This window comes from Azorhizobium sp. AG788, from assembly GCF_943371865.1.
In the GTDB taxonomy this organism is placed as follows: domain Bacteria; phylum Pseudomonadota; class Alphaproteobacteria; order Rhizobiales; family Xanthobacteraceae; genus Azorhizobium.
This window is the reverse complement of the sequence record NZ_CALRWL010000021.1, coordinates 12,054-28,923: the sequence shown is the minus strand read 5'-3', so window position 1 is coordinate 28,923 and position 16,870 is coordinate 12,054. Positions and strand designations below refer to the sequence as shown.

At 67.6% G+C, this 16,870-nt stretch carries 12 protein-coding genes; 3 read left to right on the top strand and 9 right to left on the bottom strand.

Annotated features, from left to right (window positions below):
• Positions 1-21: 21 nt before the first annotated feature.
• Entirely contained in the window at positions 22-1,335 is a 1,314-nt protein-coding gene (locus AAG816_RS13790) for an MFS transporter (RefSeq protein ID WP_341990221.1), read from the top strand.
• Between the two features lie 3 nt (positions 1,336-1,338).
• Here the strand turns inward: AAG816_RS13790 and recJ are convergent, their stop codons facing one another.
• The 7 genes from recJ to AAG816_RS13755 form a co-directional block, all read right to left on the bottom strand.
• A complete protein-coding gene (gene recJ, locus AAG816_RS13785; RefSeq protein ID WP_341990220.1) occupies positions 1,339-3,147 on the bottom strand; it encodes a single-stranded-DNA-specific exonuclease RecJ in 1,809 nt (602 codons plus the stop codon).
• Between the two features lie 55 nt (positions 3,148-3,202).
• Entirely contained in the window at positions 3,203-4,468 is a 1,266-nt protein-coding gene (locus tag AAG816_RS13780) for a DUF4010 domain-containing protein (RefSeq protein WP_341990219.1), read from the bottom strand.
• Between the two features lie 58 nt (positions 4,469-4,526).
• A complete protein-coding gene (gene glpX, locus AAG816_RS13775; RefSeq protein WP_341990218.1) occupies positions 4,527-5,516 on the bottom strand; it encodes a class II fructose-bisphosphatase in 990 nt (329 codons plus the stop codon).
• A 5-nt stretch (positions 5,517-5,521) separates the two neighbouring features.
• Positions 5,522-6,838 carry a homoserine dehydrogenase gene (locus AAG816_RS13770; RefSeq protein ID WP_341990217.1) on the bottom strand — a complete coding sequence of 439 codons (1,317 nt, stop codon included), beginning with the start codon at positions 6,836-6,838 and terminating at the stop codon, positions 5,522-5,524.
• 61 nt (positions 6,839-6,899) lie between these two features.
• The gene (locus AAG816_RS13765) at positions 6,900-8,117 is read right to left on the bottom strand and encodes an LL-diaminopimelate aminotransferase (protein ID WP_341990216.1); all 1,218 of its coding nucleotides are present in this window, start codon (positions 8,115-8,117) and stop codon (positions 6,900-6,902) included.
• A 162-nt stretch (positions 8,118-8,279) separates the two neighbouring features.
• A complete protein-coding gene (locus tag AAG816_RS13760; protein WP_341990215.1) occupies positions 8,280-9,119 on the bottom strand; it encodes a hypothetical protein in 840 nt (279 codons plus the stop codon).
• A gap of 215 nt (positions 9,120-9,334) precedes the next feature.
• On the bottom strand, positions 9,335-9,613 hold the full coding sequence (locus AAG816_RS13755) for a hypothetical protein (RefSeq protein ID WP_341990214.1): 279 nt from the start codon (positions 9,611-9,613) through the stop codon (positions 9,335-9,337).
• A 217-nt stretch (positions 9,614-9,830) separates the two neighbouring features.
• Here AAG816_RS13755 and phaC point away from each other — a divergent pair, with 217 nt between their 5' ends.
• On the top strand, positions 9,831-11,633 hold the full coding sequence (gene phaC / locus AAG816_RS13750; RefSeq protein ID WP_341990213.1) for a class I poly(R)-hydroxyalkanoic acid synthase: 1,803 nt from the start codon (positions 9,831-9,833) through the stop codon (positions 11,631-11,633).
• Positions 11,634-11,701: 68 nt separating this feature from the next.
• On the opposite strand, the gene AAG816_RS13745 is transcribed toward phaC, so the two are convergent.
• Positions 11,702-13,093: a GntP family permease gene (locus AAG816_RS13745; RefSeq protein WP_341990212.1), complete on the bottom strand. Its 1,392-nt coding sequence runs from the start codon at positions 13,091-13,093 to the stop codon at positions 11,702-11,704.
• 461 nt (positions 13,094-13,554) lie between these two features.
• Positions 13,555-14,607 (bottom strand): N-acetyl-gamma-glutamyl-phosphate reductase, encoded by a 1,053-nt coding sequence (gene argC / locus AAG816_RS13740; protein WP_341990211.1) that lies wholly within the window; start codon positions 14,605-14,607, stop codon positions 13,555-13,557.
• Between the two features lie 216 nt (positions 14,608-14,823).
• Here argC and parE point away from each other — a divergent pair, with 216 nt between their 5' ends.
• Positions 14,824-16,869: a DNA topoisomerase IV subunit B gene (gene parE, locus AAG816_RS13735; protein ID WP_341990210.1), complete on the top strand. Its 2,046-nt coding sequence runs from the start codon at positions 14,824-14,826 to the stop codon at positions 16,867-16,869.
• Position 16,870: the final 1 nt, after the last annotated feature.

Genomic DNA, 16,870 nt, shown 5'->3' with positions numbered 1-16,870 from the left:
CCGCGACACAGGAGCCCGCCGGTGCACGACGCCGCCGCCGTATCCGATCCCCGTAACGCGCGGCGCCGCGTCATCATCGCCGGGGTCGTGGGCAATGTGCTGGAATGGTACGATTTCGCGCTCTATGGCGTGATGGCGCCGTTCATCGCCAGCCACTTCTTTCCCGACACCGATGCGCTGGCCGCCCTCATCAGCAGCTATGCGGTGTTCGCGCTCGGCTTCCTGGCCCGCCCGCTGGGCGGCATCGTGTTCGGACAGATCGGCGACCGCCTGGGGCGACGGGAAATGCTCACCCTGTCGGTGGCCTTCATGGCGCTGCCCACCGCGCTCATGGGGCTGCTGCCCACCTATCAGAGCGTCGGGCTGCTGGCACCGGTGCTGCTGACGGTGCTGCGGCTGGTGCAGGGCCTGTCCACCGGCGGCGAGTTTTCCGGCTCCATTGTCTTCCTGGTGGAGCAGGCGCCCGAGAATCAGCGCGGCCTCTATGGCAGCGTCGCCAATTTCGGCGCCATGATCGGCGGCTTGCTGGGCGCGGGCGTTGGCTGGCTGCTGGTGGAAGTGCTGCCCGCGGACGCCATGACGCAATGGGGCTGGCGTCTGGCCTTCCTCAGCGGCCTGCTGGTGGGCGTCGCCGGGCTGTGGGTGCGGTTCGGTGTGCCGGATTCGCCCGCCTTCAGCCGGCTGGTCGCGACCCACACCGTGGAGCCGCAGCCGCTGCGCGCCGCTCTGCGCCAGGAGGGCCGCCACATGGCCCTGGCGGCCGGGCTGAACTGGGTGGCGTCGGTGGGCTACTATCTCGTGTTCGTCTGGTTCATCAGCTATGCCAATGACATTCTCGGCCTGCCCTACCAGACCGCGCTGGGCATCGGCACACTGGGACTGGTGGTCGGGCTGCTGGCGACGCTGGGCATGGGCCATGTGTCCGACCGCATCGGCCGCAAGCGATTGCTGTTCATCGGCGCGCTTCTCACCATGGCTCTGGCCATCCCCTTGCTGATGCTGGCCTCCACCGGCACGCTGCTGGCGATCACCCTGGCCCAGGTGGGTCTGGCGCTGTTGGCCGCCATCTTTTTGGGTGCCCTGCCCGCGGTGTTTGTGGCGCTTCATCCGCCCGCCATGCGCTGCACGGCGCTGTCGCTGGGATACAATGTGGCGCTGGCGCTGTTCGGCGGCACCGCGCCGCTGGTGGCGACGGTGCTGGTGAAGGTCACCGGCTGGCACGCGGCGCCGGGCCTTTATTTCGCTGCTACCGCCCTGGTGTGCTGCGTGCTGATCCGCTTCATCCCCGCCGATGCAAGCGCCACCGCCAGCACCATGGCCGACGATCGCGCCTGACGCTCAGCCCATCTCCGCAATGTCGCGGATGCGGAAGCCGACGCGGGCTTCGCCCTGCCATTGCTCCAGTTCCAGCGCACCGGCCACATGCACGCTGCGGCCGCGCGCGGCCAGGATCGCCCGACCCAAGGGCTCCTCGGCGCAGCGAAAGGCCACCGCCTTCAGCGAGGAGCCGTCTCCGGCCACAAGCTTGGCCCGCACATGCCCGGCGCCGAACGCCTCCGCATAAGTGAGCCGATGGGCCGGGAAGGCGAACACCGGATCGGGATTGCCGGCCCCGTAGGGGCCAGCCTTGGCCACCTGCTCCAGCAAAGCCGGCGTGGCGCCGCTGGCGGTGAGGGCGCCGTCGATGGTCAGCGTGCCCTCGCCCTCGGCGCGGGCGACCGCGGGGGCCAGTTCCGCTTCCAGATAGGCGCGCAGATCGCCCAGATGCGCCCGCTCCACAGTGAGGCCCGCCGCCATGGCATGGCCGCCGCCCTTGACCAGAAGCCCCCGCTCCACCGCGCCGCGCACCGCCCGGCCCAGGTCCACGCCGGGAATGGAGCGGCCGGAGCCGGTGCCGGTATTGCCGGTAAAGGCGATGGCGAAGGCCGGGCGGGCGAAGCGCTCCTTCAGCCGCGAGGCCACCAACCCGACCACGCCGGGGTGCCAGCCATCTCCACTGACCACGACGGTGGCACCGGAATTGTCGATGCCCATGGCCAATTGGGCTTCCGCCTCGGCGGCGGCGAGGATGCCCTGTTCCACCGCCTGGCGCTCGCTGTTCAGGCGGTCCAGTTCGGCGGCAATGGTGCGCGCCTCCACCGGATCGCGCGTCAGAAGCAGGCGCGTGCCCAGCGTCGCATCGCCGATCCGCCCGCCGGCATTGATGCGCGGTCCCAGCAGGAAACCCAGATGCCAGGGCCGGGGCGGACCATCCAGCCGGGCGCAGTCCATCAGGGCGGTGAGGCCCGGCCGCTGGCGGCGGCGCAGCGCGATCAGGCCCTTGGTGACATAGGCCCGGTTCAGCCCCTTCAGCGGCACCACGTCCGCCACGGTGCCCAGGGCCACCAGATCCAGCGCCGCCAGCAGATCGGGCGCGGGCCGGTCGGTGGTCCAGTGGTTCAGTTCCCGCAGGCGCCGAACCAGGCCGACCATGGTGACGAACACCAGGCCCACCGCGCACAGATGGCCGAGGCCCGACAGGTCGTCCTCGCGATTGGGATTGACGATGGCGACCGCGGGCGGGAGATGCTCGCCGGCCTGATGGTGATCGATCACCACCACATCCATGCCCAGCGCCTTGGCGGCGGCGAGCGGCTCGGTGCTGGTGGTGCCGCAGTCGACTGTCACCAGCAAGGTGGTGCCGCGCGCCGCCAATTGCTCGATGGCACCCACATTGGGGCCGTAGCCCTCGAAGATGCGGTCGGGAATGTGGAAGAAGGGGTCGAGCCCACCGGACCGCAGAACATCCACCAGCAGAGCGGTGGATGTGGCGCCGTCCACATCATAATCGCCGAACACCGCCACCTGCTCGCCGTTGGTCACGGCGCGGGCGATGCGATCCACCGCCGCGCCCATGTCGGTCAGCGTATCGGGATCGGGCAGCAGGGCGCGGATGGTGGGGTCGAGATAGGCCGGAACCTCATCCAGATCGACGCCGCGCCCGGCCAGAATCCGGGCCACCAGATCCGGCACATGGTGCCGCTGGGCGATGGCCAGCGCCGCCTGGGACGCGCGCACGTCCAGCCGATCGCGCCAGACTTTCCCCGTGGCGGATCGCGCGACGTTGAGAAAGGGGCGATTCGTCAGGGCGATGTTCACGGGCGCCATGAAGACAGAGCCGATGGGTCGCGTCGAGTCCGGACGCGCAGGGCTCCTGTGCGTGTCATGCGTGCAGCGCCAGGAACACGCCGCCGCCCACCGCCACCGCGCCAAGGGTGGCCAGCAGCAGGCGCCCCGCAAAGGCCCAGGTGCCACTCACCGCCGCATAGGCTACCCGCGCCAGGGCATTCACCAACAGCGCGGTGAGAATGGCCAGCGCGGCAGTCTGCGGAGGGACGGTGCCGGTTGGCAGCCGCGCCACGTTCAAGGTGGCCACATCCACGTCCACCAGGCCGGCCACCCCGGTGATCATCAGCAAGCCGCCGGACCCCACCACCTGGAGCAGCCAGCCGCTGAGCGCACACACTGCTGCAAACAGCGCGGCGAACAGCAGCAAGGGCCGCAGTTCGAAGGGATTTCCCGGCGATGACGGCCCTGCCGCCGCCTGTTCCTGCCGCCGCAGCAGGACGGCGCCGGCCACGCCGAATGCCAGCGCCGCTGCGCCTGCGGGCGGGGCCACGACGGTCAGCAGGCCAGGGGCCACCATGGCCAGCAACACCAGCACCCGCAGCAGCGACACCATGCCCGCCAGCGCCGCCCCACCGGCCAGCAGTTGCACCGGATCCCCCGCCACGGATCGCCGGGCAAAGGCGATGGTGACCGCCGTGGAGGAGGCGAGCGCCCCGGCCAGGGCGCTGATCAGGATGCCGATCTGCGGCCCCGCCACCTTGATGGCCACATAGCCCGCATAGGAAATGGCCGCGGTCATCACGGTGAACAGCCAGATCTCACGCAGATTGATGCTGTGGAACGGATCGATGGTCCGGTCGGGCAGCCAGGGCAGCACGATCACCGTCATGGCCAGCAACACCAAAGCCGAGCGCAGTTCCACCCAGGTGAGCCGCCGGACCAGACCATGCAGCATGTTGCGGCTGGCGAGGATGGCGGTGGCCGCGATGGCGGCGGCCCCCGCTACTCTTGGATCGCCCAGCACCGCCAACGCGCCGAGGCAGAACACCAGAAGGCCGGCCACCAGACCGGTGGCGCTGAATTGGCGGCGGGCCCGCAATTCCCGCCAAGACAGCCCGCCGAAGATGGCCGCAAACACGGCGAACCCCACCGCCAGGAGCAGTGGGCTGGACAGGGCTTGCGTTACCGCCGCGACCACGCCGCCCAGCAGGCCGACGAGGGCAAAGGTGCGCACCCCGGCGGTGCGCTTGCCATTATGAAGGGTCCGAGTCTGCCAGCCGCGTTCGATGCCCACCACCAGGCCGATACCCAGCGCAATGGCGAGGCGCATCAGGAGGTTTTGCGTCAGCAGGTCTTGCATCCGCCGCCTCCCTCACTGCGCGGGCCAAAGCCCCGGACTGAGGCCGCGCGGGCGCGGCTCACGCGTCCAGCTGGAACTTGTCGAGGTCGCGATGCTGGGTGGCGATATGGCGCACGGTGCCGGTGGCGGCGCGCATCAGCAGCGTGTCGGTCTCCACCATGTCGCGTCCAAACCGCACCCCATGCAGCAGCGCCCCGTCGGTGACGCCGGTGGCGGCCACCAGGCAATCGCCGCGCACCATCTCTTCCAGGTCATAGACCTTGGTGAAATCGCGAATGCCCAGCGCCTTGGCGAGGCTCCGCTTGGCCTCGGTGTCGAGGATCAGACGCCCCTGCATCTGCCCGCCGATGCAGCGCAGCGCCGCGGCGGCCAGCACGCCTTCCGGGGCACCGCCGATGCCGAGATAAATGTCCACGCCGCTGTCGCGGGGATTGGTGGTGTGGATGATGCCGGCCACGTCGCCATCGGTGATGAGCTTCACCGACGCACCCACCGCCCGCACCGCGGCGATCAGCGCCGCATGGCGGGGACGGTCCAGCACCAAAGCAGTGATCTCCGAGGGGGAGACACCCTTGGCCTGGGCCAGCGCACGGATATTGTCCTCAGGGCTAGCGGTGAGCGACACCACGCCGGCGGGATAGCCGGGGCCGATCGCCACCTTGTCCATATAGACCGGCGGGGCATTGAGCAGAGAGCCGGGCGCCGCCAGCACCATCACGGCAATGGAGCCGGGCATGTTCTTGGCACACAAGGTGGTGCCTTCCAGCGCATCGGCGGCGATGTCCACGGTTTCGCCGCCGGCCCCCACGCTCTGACCGATGAACAGGTGGGGAACTTCCCCCTCCACCCCTTCGCCGATCACCACCCGTCCGCTGATCGCCATGTGCGCCAGTTCCCGATGGGCCGCCGCGATGGCGGCTTCATCGGCGGACTGCTCGTCGCCGCGCCCGCGCAGCACCGCCGCGGCCACCGCCGCGCTCTCGGTCACTCGCACCAGGTCGAGGGCGAGACGGCGGTCCAATTGCTGCGGCACGCGGGAGGCGGACATAAGGGTCAGTCCTTTTCGATGCGGATCACCTGGGGAAGGCCGACGATCACCCCGTCCGCCTCGATGGCGGCCATCACCCGGCGCACCGCGTCTTCGGTGGTGGCATAGGTGATGAGAATGACGGCGACGTCGTCGGGGCCGGCATTGGCCGCAGAGGCGCCGTGGGAGCGGGCCGGACGGCGCTGGACGATGGATTCCAGCGAAATCCCCTCCTCCGCCATGCGCCGCGCGATGGTGGCGGCGGTGCCCGGCTTGTTCACCGCGGAGAGGCGGATGTAATAGCCGCCCTCATGGCGCTGCATGGGCGCCCGTTCGGAGGCCTGCAACGTCGCCACCGGCAGGCCGAAGGCATAGACGCCGTTGCCGCGGGCCACATCCACCAGATCGCCCACCACCGCCGAGGCGGTGGCCGCGCCGCCGGCGCCGGGGCCGACCAGAGTGAGGTTCACCGCGTCGCCATCCACCGCCACCGCATTGGTGACGCCGGAGACCTGGGCGATGGGCCAGTGCTTGGGCACCATGGTGGGATGCACGCGCTGCTCGATGCCCTGGTCGGTGCGCACCGCCACGCCCAGCAGCTTCACCTTGAAGCCTAGCTCGTCGGCTGCTTCCAGATCCGCCAGGGTCAAGGAGCGGATGCCCTCCACATAGATGGCGTCCGCATCCACCTTGGTGCCGAAGGCGAGGCTGGTGAGCAACGCCAGTTTGTGGGCTGTGTCGTGACCGTCGATGTCGAAGGTGGGATCGGCCTCCGCATAGCCGAGGCGCTGGGCCTCGGCGAGGCAGGTGTCGAACGCCATCTTCTCATCCGCCATGCGGGTGAGGATGTAGTTGCAGGTGCCGTTGAGAATGCCCGACACCCGCTCGATGCGGTTGCCGCCCAGCGACTCGCGCAGGGTCTTGACGATGGGAATGCCGCCGGCCACCGCCGCCTCGAAATGCAGCGTGGCACCGGAGGCTTCCGCCCGCTCGGCCATCTCCAGACCGTGCTTGGCCAACAGCGCCTTGTTGGCGGTGACCACCGGGCGGCCGGCTTCCAGCGCGGCGGCCACCGCCGCCTTGGCGGGATCGCCGTCGCCACCCATCAGTTCGACAAACACGTCGATCTCCGGATCGCGCGCCAGCGCCACCGGATCGGCGTGCCAGCGCACGCCGCCAAGGTCGATGCCGCGATCCTTCTTGGGATCACGGGCCGATACGGCCACGATTTTGATGGCGCGCCCGGTGCGCGCTTCGATCTCGGCGGCCTGGCGCTCCAGCATGCGGACCACCGCGACGCCGACGGTGCCGAGGCCGGCCAGCCCCACTCTCAATTGGCTCATGGAACGAACGAATGTCCTGTGCAGGTCGGCGGCCACGTGTGCGGGCCGCGTTTCGGGGCGATCAGCGGGCGGCGGTCAGCGGCACCACATTGTGCAGCGTCGTGCCGGCCTGGTCGAAGAAGCGGCGAATGTTGCGCGCCGCCTGGCGGATGCGCTGCTCATTCTCCACCACCGCGATGCGCACATAGTCGTCGCCATGCTCGCCGAAGCCGACGCCGGGGGCCACGGCCACTTCCGCCTTCTCGATCAGCAGCTTGGCGAATTCCACGCTGCCCATGGCGCGGAACGGCTCGGGGATCGGCGCCCAGGCGAACATGGAGGCGCGCGGCACGGGAATGGTCCAGCCGGAGCGGCCGAAGCTGTCCACCAGCGCATCGCGACGGCGCTTATAGGTCTCGCGCATCTCGGCGATGCAGTCCTGCGGGCCATTGAGCGCAGCAGCCGCCGCCACCTGGATCGGCGTATAGGCGCCGTAGTCCAGATAGGACTTCACCCGCGACAGGGCGGAGATCAGCCGCTCATTGCCCACCGCAAAGCCCATGCGCCAGCCGGCCATGGAGAAGGTCTTGGACATGGAGGTGAATTCCACCGTCACATCCATGGCGCCGGGCACCTGCAGCACCGACGGCGGCGGTTCCTCGTCGAAATAGAGTTCCGCATAGGCCAGATCGGACAGGACGATGAGGTCGTTCTTCTTCGCGAAGGCGACGACGTCCTTGTAGAAATCCAGGCTCGCCACGGTAGCGGTGGGGTTGGAGGGATAGCACACCACCACCGCGATCGGCTTGGGAATGGAATGCTGCACCGCCCGTTCCATGGCGTGGAAGAAGTGCTCGTCGGGCTCGGACGGCACCGAGCGGATCACGCCGCCGGCCATCAGGAAGCCGAAGGCATGGATGGGATAGCTGGGATTGGGGGTCAGAATCACGTCGCCCGGCGCGGTGATCGCCTGCGCCATGTTGGCGAAGCCTTCCTTGGAGCCCAAGGTCGCCACCACCTGGGTGTCGGGATTCAGCTTCACCCCGAACCGGCGCTCATAATAGGCCGCCTGGGCCTTGCGCAGGCCGGGAATGCCCTTGGAGGCGGAATAGCGATCGGTGCGCGGCTTGCCGATGGTCTCTTTCAGCTTCTCGATCACATGCGCCGGCGCATCGAGGTCGGGATTGCCCATGCCGAGATCGACGATGTCCACACCGGCGTTGCGGGCGGCGGCCTTCACACGGTTCACTTGCTCGAACACGTAGGGCGGCAGCCGGCGAATGCGGTGAAAATCGGTCATGACACGAAGCTCCAACAGCCGCGCTCTCAACCTCCCGGCGCGGCGAACCGCCCTTTTAACACTCTTCGGTGAATCGAAAACCACCCATTGCGGCGCGGAGCCACCGGAAAACCAGCCTCCGGCAATGTTGCAGCGCAACCGCGCCATGCCCCGCAAGGCTGCCTAACGCGCTGAGGGACTGTGGTGCAGGCGCTCCACCACCGCCGCCACCGTAGCCCGCGCCTGCGGGTCGATGTCGGAGCCATCCATGGAAAGGACATTCACGATCAAGGGCGTGGTGCCGACCAAGGTGTAGCCGCTGATTCCGGCCACAGAAATTCCGTCGGATTTTCGCAGCTGCCGCTGGGCCACATAGACGGCGCGCGCATCCCGACCCACCATCGGCGCCCCGGCGGCGGGCGGATTTTGCCAGAAGCGGTCGGTCAACGGCTCCCGCTGGCTGAAGCGCTCCGCCAGTCCCGCGAGATAGGCCTCCAGTGGCTCCGGCTCTGCCTGCGCGGCGCCGCCCAGCAGCGTGAACACCCGCCTGGGTCGCGGACGCCCGCCCACCTCGTCTTGCTCCAGCGTCGGGCAATCGATGGCCAATGCCAGCAGTTTCGCCCCGCGCTGGGGCGGCGGCGTGAACGCACGCCACAGCGTGGCCTGCGCCGGGCTGCGCTCCGCATGGACGGCGCACAGGCCGTCGGGAATGGTCACGGTGAGGGTGCCGCCCGCGATGGGAATGTCCAGGGGCGTACTCTCCGTTGGGCGCGCGGCCGGCGACGACACGACCGGACCGGGCGGCTGCGTCACCGCAAACGTGACCGTCACGGTGTCGGCGGCGGCGGTATAGGGCGCACAGCGGGTGATGGCCCGGGCGGCGGCCTTAGCGAAGGCCTGGTCCACCGCGGCCGTGCCCTGCGCCACCACCTGCGGCGCGCCGGACACCGTGCCGTCACCCGCCAGCGAAAAGGTGAGGGTTACCGGCGTGGTCGCGCCCGGCGGCGGCGAAAAGCATCGCATGATCTGGGTTTGTAGCGATGGCGCCCCTGTGACGCCCGGCGACTCCGCGGCGGCGGTCGCTGAAATCTGCGACACGCTCGCACAGAGGACGAGCAGCAATGCCGGCCATGTCGTCATCCCTGCCGTCCGCTGAAAGTGTTTCGCCGGGCGGGCCGTCCTGCCCCCCGAAAACAAACGGCGGACAACCGATTTCGTTGCATCCGCGCCCGTCGCCCTCAGGTGCCCTTTTCGATCGCCGCTTCGAGCGCCTTGCCATTGTCCTTGGACAGAGCTTCCAGGTCCTTTTCCAGCTTGGCTTGATCGGCGGCGTTCAGGGTCGGCGGGCGCTTCACATCGGGCGCACCGACGCTGAGATAGGCGGCCGCGTCCACCTTGGGCACGTCGGGAATGCGCGGACCGAGCGCGGCGAACGGCGAATCGCCGGCACACCCACCCAGCGTCAGCACCAGCGCCAACAGCCCGAGCGCCCGCACCGAGCGGCCCGAAGCCGTCATCGCGCGGTCTGCTGTGGTCCTGCGATCGGGCAAAACCGTTGCCGTGCCGCGTTCTGGCCTTATCCCCATCAGATCCTCACAGCTCGACGGCGCTCTCGCACCGCCTGCCCCTCGCCCCCGCGTGGTCGCCGCACTATTATGACTTAAGCCGACGGCGCGAAACAGATCCGTCGGAAAAACGATCTATAACGGACGGAACGGTCTCAAGGAATCCCGCATGGCCCCGCCGAGCGACGTCACCACAGAATCGCGCCTCGCCTCCGTCAATGTGGAGGCCTTCGCCCAGAACCTCGCCAAATTGGTGGAGGAAGGCGGCAAGGCCATGGCGGCCTATATGCGCCCCCGCGAGGAGGGCAAGATCGACGACATGTCGGACGACATCGCCGACGTGATCCGGACCTTCAGCCAGGTGGCCAATTACTGGATGTCCGATCCCCAGCGGTCGGTGGAGGCCCAGTCGCGGCTGATGAGCGGCTATCTGGGGGTCTGGTCGACCGCCCTGAAGAAGCTCAATGGCGAGCAGCCGCCCCCGCCCGCCCCGGTGGACCCCAAGGACGCCCGCTTCAAGGATCCCGACTGGGAGAGCCCGTTCTTTGATGCCCTGAAGCAGACCTATCTGGTCACCAGCCACTGGGCCGAGAGCATGGTGCAGGAGGCCGAAGGGCTCGATGCGCACACCAAGCACAAGGCCGAGTTCCTGGTGCGTCAGCTCTCCAATGCGGTGTCGCCGACCAATTTCGTCATGACCAATCCGGAGCTGATCCGCGAGACCATTGTCTCCTCGGGCGACAATCTGGTTCGGGGCATGAAAAATCTCACCGAGGATCTGGTGGCGGGCAATGGCGATCTGCGCATCCGCCAGTCTGACACCAGCGCGTTCGCGGTCGGGCGCAATCTGGCGCTGAGCCCCGGCAAGGTGATCTTCGAGACCGAACTGATGCAGCTCATTCAATATGCCCCGTCCACCGAGACGGTGAAAAAGACCCCGGTGCTGCTGGTGCCGCCGTGGATCAACAAATTCTATATTCTCGACCTCACCCCGGAAAAATCCCTGATCAAATGGATGGTGGACCAGGGCCTGACGGTGTTCGTGATCTCCTGGGTCAATCCGGACGCCCGCCTCGCCACCAAGGGCTTCGACGATTATATGCGCGAAGGCATCTTCGCCGCGTTGGACGCGGTGGAGAAGGTGACCGGCGAGCACAAGGCCCACACCATCGGCTATTGCGTCGGCGGCACGCTCTTGGCGGTGACGCTCGCCTATATGGCCGCCACCGGCGACGACCGGGTGGCCAGCGCCACCTTCCTGACCACCCAGATCGACTTCACCCATGCGGGCGACCTGAAGGTGTTCGTGGATGAGGCGCAGCTGGAGGTGCTGGAGCGCCGCATGCAGGAGATGGGCTATCTCGAAGGCAAGAAGATGGCCGATGCCTTCAACATGCTGCGGTCGAACGACTTGATCTGGCCTTATGTGGTGAACAATTACGGCAAGGGCAAATCGCCATTCCCGTTTGATCTACTGTATTGGAACTCGGATTCCACCCGTATGCCGGCGGCGAACCATTCCTATTACATGCGCAATTGCTATTTGCACAACAATATCGCCAAGGGCCTGGCGGAGATCGCCGGCGTGCGGATCGAGATGGGCAAGGTGAACATCCCGGTCTATTCGCTCGCCACCCGCGAGGACCATATCGCGCCGGCGCAGTCCGCCTTCGTCGGCGCCGGCCTGTTGAGCGGCCCGGTGCGGTTCGTGCTGGCCGGTTCCGGTCATATCGCCGGGGTGGTGAACCCGCCGGTGAAGAAGAAATACCAGTATTGGACCGGCGGCGCGGTGGGCGGCGACTACGCCGGCTGGCTGAAGGGCGCGCAGGAGCACAAGGGCTCGTGGTGGCCGGACTGGATGGAGTGGTTCTCCGCCCAGCATCCCGACGATGTGCCGGCGCGCGAGCCCGGCGGCGGCGTCCTGATGCCCATCGAGGATGCGCCCGGCCGCTATGTGAAAGAGCGCGCCTGAGCGCTTCGCCCCTCACCATATGAGGAAACGGGCGCCCGCGAGGGCGCCCGTGTCGTTTCAGGGCCGGCTCAATACAGGCCGGTGAGATAGAAGAAGCCGATCACGAAGAACACCGCCGCGGTCTTGATCAGGGTGATGGCGAAGATGTCGCCATAGGACTGGCGATGGGTGAGGCCGCACACCGCCAGCAAGGTGATCACCGCGCCATTGTGCGGCAGCGTGTCCATGCCGCCCGAGGCCATGGCCGCCACCCGGTGCATCACCTCCAGCGGAATGCCCGCCGCATTGGCCTGGGCGATGAACTGCTCCGACATGGCCGCCAGCGCGATGGACAATCCACCGGACGCCGAGCCGGTGATGCCGGCCAAAGTGGTGACCGAGATCGCCTCATTGATGAGCGGGTTGGGGATGGCGCTGAGCGCGCTCTTGATCACCAGAAAGCCCGGCAATGCGGCGATCACCGCGCCGAAGCCGTATTCCGTGGCGGTGTTGAGCGAGGCCAGCAAGGCCCCGGCCACGGAGGATTTCGACCCTTCCGCGAATTGCGCCGCCACCGACCGGTAGCCGAACAGGAACACCGTCAAGATGCCCAGCAAGAGCGCGCCCATCACCGCCCAGATGGCGGCGACCGAATTGGTGGGCATGGAAATGGCCGCCTGCCCTTCCACCAAAGTGGCGGCGGCGGTGGGGCCGAACCACACCGGGATCATCCGCCCCAGGATCAGGTTCGCCACCCCGACCACCACCAGCGGCAGGATCGCGATCAGCGGATTCACCAGGGTCTGGGTGGCGTCGATCACCGGTTCGTTGGAATGGCCATCGCCATAGCCCTCGCCGGCCCTGAGCGCCTGGCGGCGGCGGAAGTCCAGATAGCCCACGCCCACCACCAGCATGAAGGCCGCGCCCACCAGACCCAGGATCGGGGCGGCGTAAGCTGTGGTCTTGAAGAAGGTGGTGGGGATGATGTTCTGGATCTGCGGCGTGCCCGGCAGGGTGTCCATGGTGAAGGAGAAGGCGCCCAGCGCGATCACCGCCGGCAGCAGCCGCTTGGGAATGCCGATCTGGCGGAACATCTCGGCGCCGAACGGATAGACCGCGAACACCACCACGAACAGCGACACGCCGCCATAGGTGAGCACCGCGCCTACCAGCACGATGGCCAGCACCGCTTGGCTTGGCCCCAGGATCTTGATGATGGCGGAGACGATCGAGCGGGAAAATCCCGATAGCTCGATGACTTTTCCGAACACGGCGCCCAGCAGGAACACCGGGAAATAGAGCTTTATGAACCCGACCATCTTGTCCATGAACAGGCCGGAAAACACCACCGGCACCGCGGTGGGATCGGTCAGCAGGACAGCGGCCATGGCGGCGACCGGCGCGAACAGGATCACGCTGAAGCCGCGATAGGCGACGAACATCAAAAAGGCGAGTGCGCCCAGACAGATGAGAAAGCTCATCATGGTCTCCTTGGACCACCGGGCGGCGGATCGCGCCGATCCGCAAACGCGCCGGTGACCGTCTCCCCTTGGGACCGGACCCACCGCGCCGCAGCGCGCGGATCGGCATCCGGCCCCGGGGCCGTTTCCATGGACGCGCTCCTGAGGAGACGCATCCGGCGGCGCGGTGTGGGACCTGAAGGGCCGTCACCGTCTTGGTCTTGCAGATGACGAGGTCGGCCCGATCGGCCGATGACATGCGATCTGGGAAGCGATGGCGGAGCGGAACGTTCCGCCGCAGGGCGCGGGGGGCATCGCCGGGGGGAACGCCCGACGACCAGAGTCAGCCTAGCGCGCCGCTCTTGCGACGCACAAGGGCTTCAGCAACGCGCGTTGCCAAAGGGAACGACGGCAATATCGGATTGTCGGGATTAACCCAGCGGCAGCATGCGGCGCCCCTGTCAGGAGGCGCCGCGCCCCGCTCAGGGGGCCAGAGCGATCTGGTCGATGCCCAGGGTCTCAGGGAAGCCGAGCACCAGGTTCATGTTCTGCACCGCCTGGCCGGAGGCGCCCTTCACCAGATTGTCGATGGTGCAGATCACCGTGGCGCGGCCCGGCACCCGGTCCGCCACCACGCCCATATGCGCCCAGTTGGAGCCGCGCACATTGCGCGAGTGCGGCACCTGGCCGAACGGCAGCACGAACACGAAATGCTCGTTCTTGTAGAAATCGCTGAGGATGCGATGCAGGTCCTCGGCGGTGCCCCCCGTGGTGCGCACATAGATGGTGGCATAGATGCCGCGGTTCATGGGCGCCAGATGCGGCACGAACACCGGCTGCACCGTGCGGCCGGCGGCCTTGGAATATTCCTGGTCCAGCTCTCCCATATGGCGATGGCCACCGACGGAATAAGCGTTGATGCCCTCCGAGACCTCGGAGAACAGCATCGCCTCCTTGGCGGAGCGCCCGGCGCCGGACATGCCGGTCTTGCTGTCCACCACGATGCTGTCCGGATCGATGGCGCCGGCTTCCAGCAGCGGCACGATGGGCAGGATGGCGGTGGTGGTGTGGCAGCCGGGATTGGCCACCAGCCGCGCGCCCTTGATCCGGTCGCGATAGATCTCCACCAGGCCGAACACCGCTTCCTTCTGCAGGTCGAGCGCGGAATGGACGTGGCCATACCACTTCTCATAGGCGCCGGGGTCCGACAGGCGGAAGTCGGCGGACAGATCCACCACCTTCACCTTGGGCGCCTTCTCGAACACGGTCTTGATCACCGACTGGGTGGTGGCGTGCGGCAGGGCACAGAACACCAAGTCGACGGCGGTGAAATCCACGTCGTCGATGGTCACCAGGGTCGGCAGCTTGAACGGCGCAAATTGCGGGAACACGTCGGCCATGGCCTGGCCAGCCTTGCGGTCGGCGGTCAGGGCCACCAGCTCCACGCGCGGGTGTCGCAGCAACAGGCGGACCAGCTCGGAGCCCGTATAGCCCGAGGCGCCCAATACCGCGATCCGTGCCTTTGCTTCCGACATGACGTTCTCCTGCCCGCACCCGCGGGACCATACTTGAGACCCTCCCGCACGGCAGTCCCTTGCGAACAAGGCTGGCCTTATGCGGGCGAAGGTCTGTACACCCATCCGATGTCGGGTAAAAGACACGGCAACGCAAAACCGTTTCCGGTCTGTTCCCCCTTCCCCGTTGCGCTGTCATCATACGGTGCGCGATTCGCGAGAGACTGCTCCCGCCCCATGTCCGATTCCGACGATCTCTTCTCCGCCCCCACGCCCCCGGCCCGCGGCTCCCGCGCCAAGGCGGCCGCTGCCGCGTCGGCGCCCGTGGTGCCGGCCATGGCCAGCGACTACACCGCCGCCCACATCGAGGTGCTGGAAGGGCTGGAGCCGGTGCGCCGGCGTCCGGGCATGTATATCGGCGGCACCGACGCCAAGGCGCTGCACCATCTGTTCGCCGAGGTGGTGGACAATTCCATGGACGAGGCGGTGGCCGGCCACGCCACCTTCATCGAAGTGCAGCTGGGCGCCGACGGCTTCCTGACCGTGATCGACAACGGCCGCGGCATTCCGGTGGAAGAGCATCCGAAATTCCCCGGCAAGTCGGCGCTCGAGGTCATCATGACCACGCTGCATTCGGGCGGAAAGTTCGACAGCAAGGTCTATGAGACCTCCGGCGGCCTGCATGGGGTGGGCGTGTCGGTGGTCAATGCGCTGTCCGACGTGTTCGAAGTGGAGGTGGCGCGCAACCAGACCCTCTATCGCCAGACCTTCTCCCGCGGCGCACCGCAGGGTCCGGTGGTGGAAGTGGGGCGGATCACCAACCGCCGCGGCACCAAGATCCGCTTCCATCCCGATGCGGACATCTTCGGCGCCGCCGCCAGGTTCGAGCCGGCGCGGGTGTTCCGCATGGCCCGCTCCAAGGCCTATCTGTTCGGCGGGGTGGAAATCCGCTGGTCCTGCGATCCGGCGCTGCTGGTGGGCACCACCGGCGTGCCGGAAAAGATGACCTTCCGCTTTCCCGGCGGCCTGCGGGATTATCTGGCCGCCGACATCGAGGGCCAGACGCTGGTACATGGGGACATCTTCTCCGGCCGGGTGCAGAAGCCCGGCGGCCATGGCTCGGCGGAATGGGCGGTGGCCTGGGTGGCGGATGCGGACGGCGGCATCTCCTCTTATTGCAACACCATCCCCACCCCGGATGGCGGCACCCATGAGAACGGCCTGCGGCAGGTGCTGCTGAAGGGCCTGAAGGAGCACGGGGAGCGCACCGGCCAGGGCAAGCGCGCCGCGCTGCTCACCGGAGACGACATCATCGCCGGCTGCGCCGCCATGCTCTCGGTGTTCGTGCGCGAGCCGGAATTCCAGGGCCAGACCAAGGACCGCCTCGCCACGGCGGAGGCGGCGCGCATCGTCGAGCAGGTGCTGCGCGATCCGTTCGACCATTGGCTGGCGGCCAATCCGGTGCAGGCCGCGCGCCTGCTGGACTATGTGGTGGAGCGCGCCGAGGAGCGCCTGCGCCGTCGCCAGGAGAAGGAAATCTCCCGCAAGACCGCGGTGCGCAAACTGCGCCTGCCGGGCAAATTGGCGGATTGCTCCAATACCGAGGCGGCGGGCTCGGAACTGTTCATCGTCGAGGGCGACTCGGCCGGCGGTTCCGCCAAGCAGGCCCGCGACCGCCGCAACCAGGCCATCCTGCCCCTGCGCGGCAAGATCCTGAACGTGGCCAGCGCCGGGCGCGACAAGCTCGCCGCCAACCAGCAATTGGGCGACCTGATGCAGGCGCTGGGCTGCGGCACCCTCAACCAGTATCGCGAGACCGACCTGCGCTACGAGAAGGTCATCATCATGACCGACGCGGACGTGGACGGCGCCCATATCGCCTCGCTCTTGGTGACCTTCTTCTATCGCCTCACCCCGAAGCTGGTGGAGGAGGGTCATCTGTTCCTGGCGGTGCCGCCGCTCTACCGCATCTCGCAGGGGCCCAAAACGCTCTATGCGCGCGACGATGCCCATAAGGACCAGTTGCTGAAGAAGGAATTCAGCGGCCGCGGCAAGGTGGAGATCGGGCGCTTCAAGGGCCTTGGCGAAATGATGCCGGCGCAGCTGAAGGAAACCACCATGAACCCCAAGACCCGCACCTTGCTGCGGGTGGGAGTGGAGGACGCCGCCCGCGCCCTCACCGATGATCTGGTGGAACGGCTCATGGGCAACAAGCCGGAGGCGCGCTTCGCCTTCATCTCCGAGCATGCCGCCTTCGCCGACGAGGATCTGCTGGACATCTGAG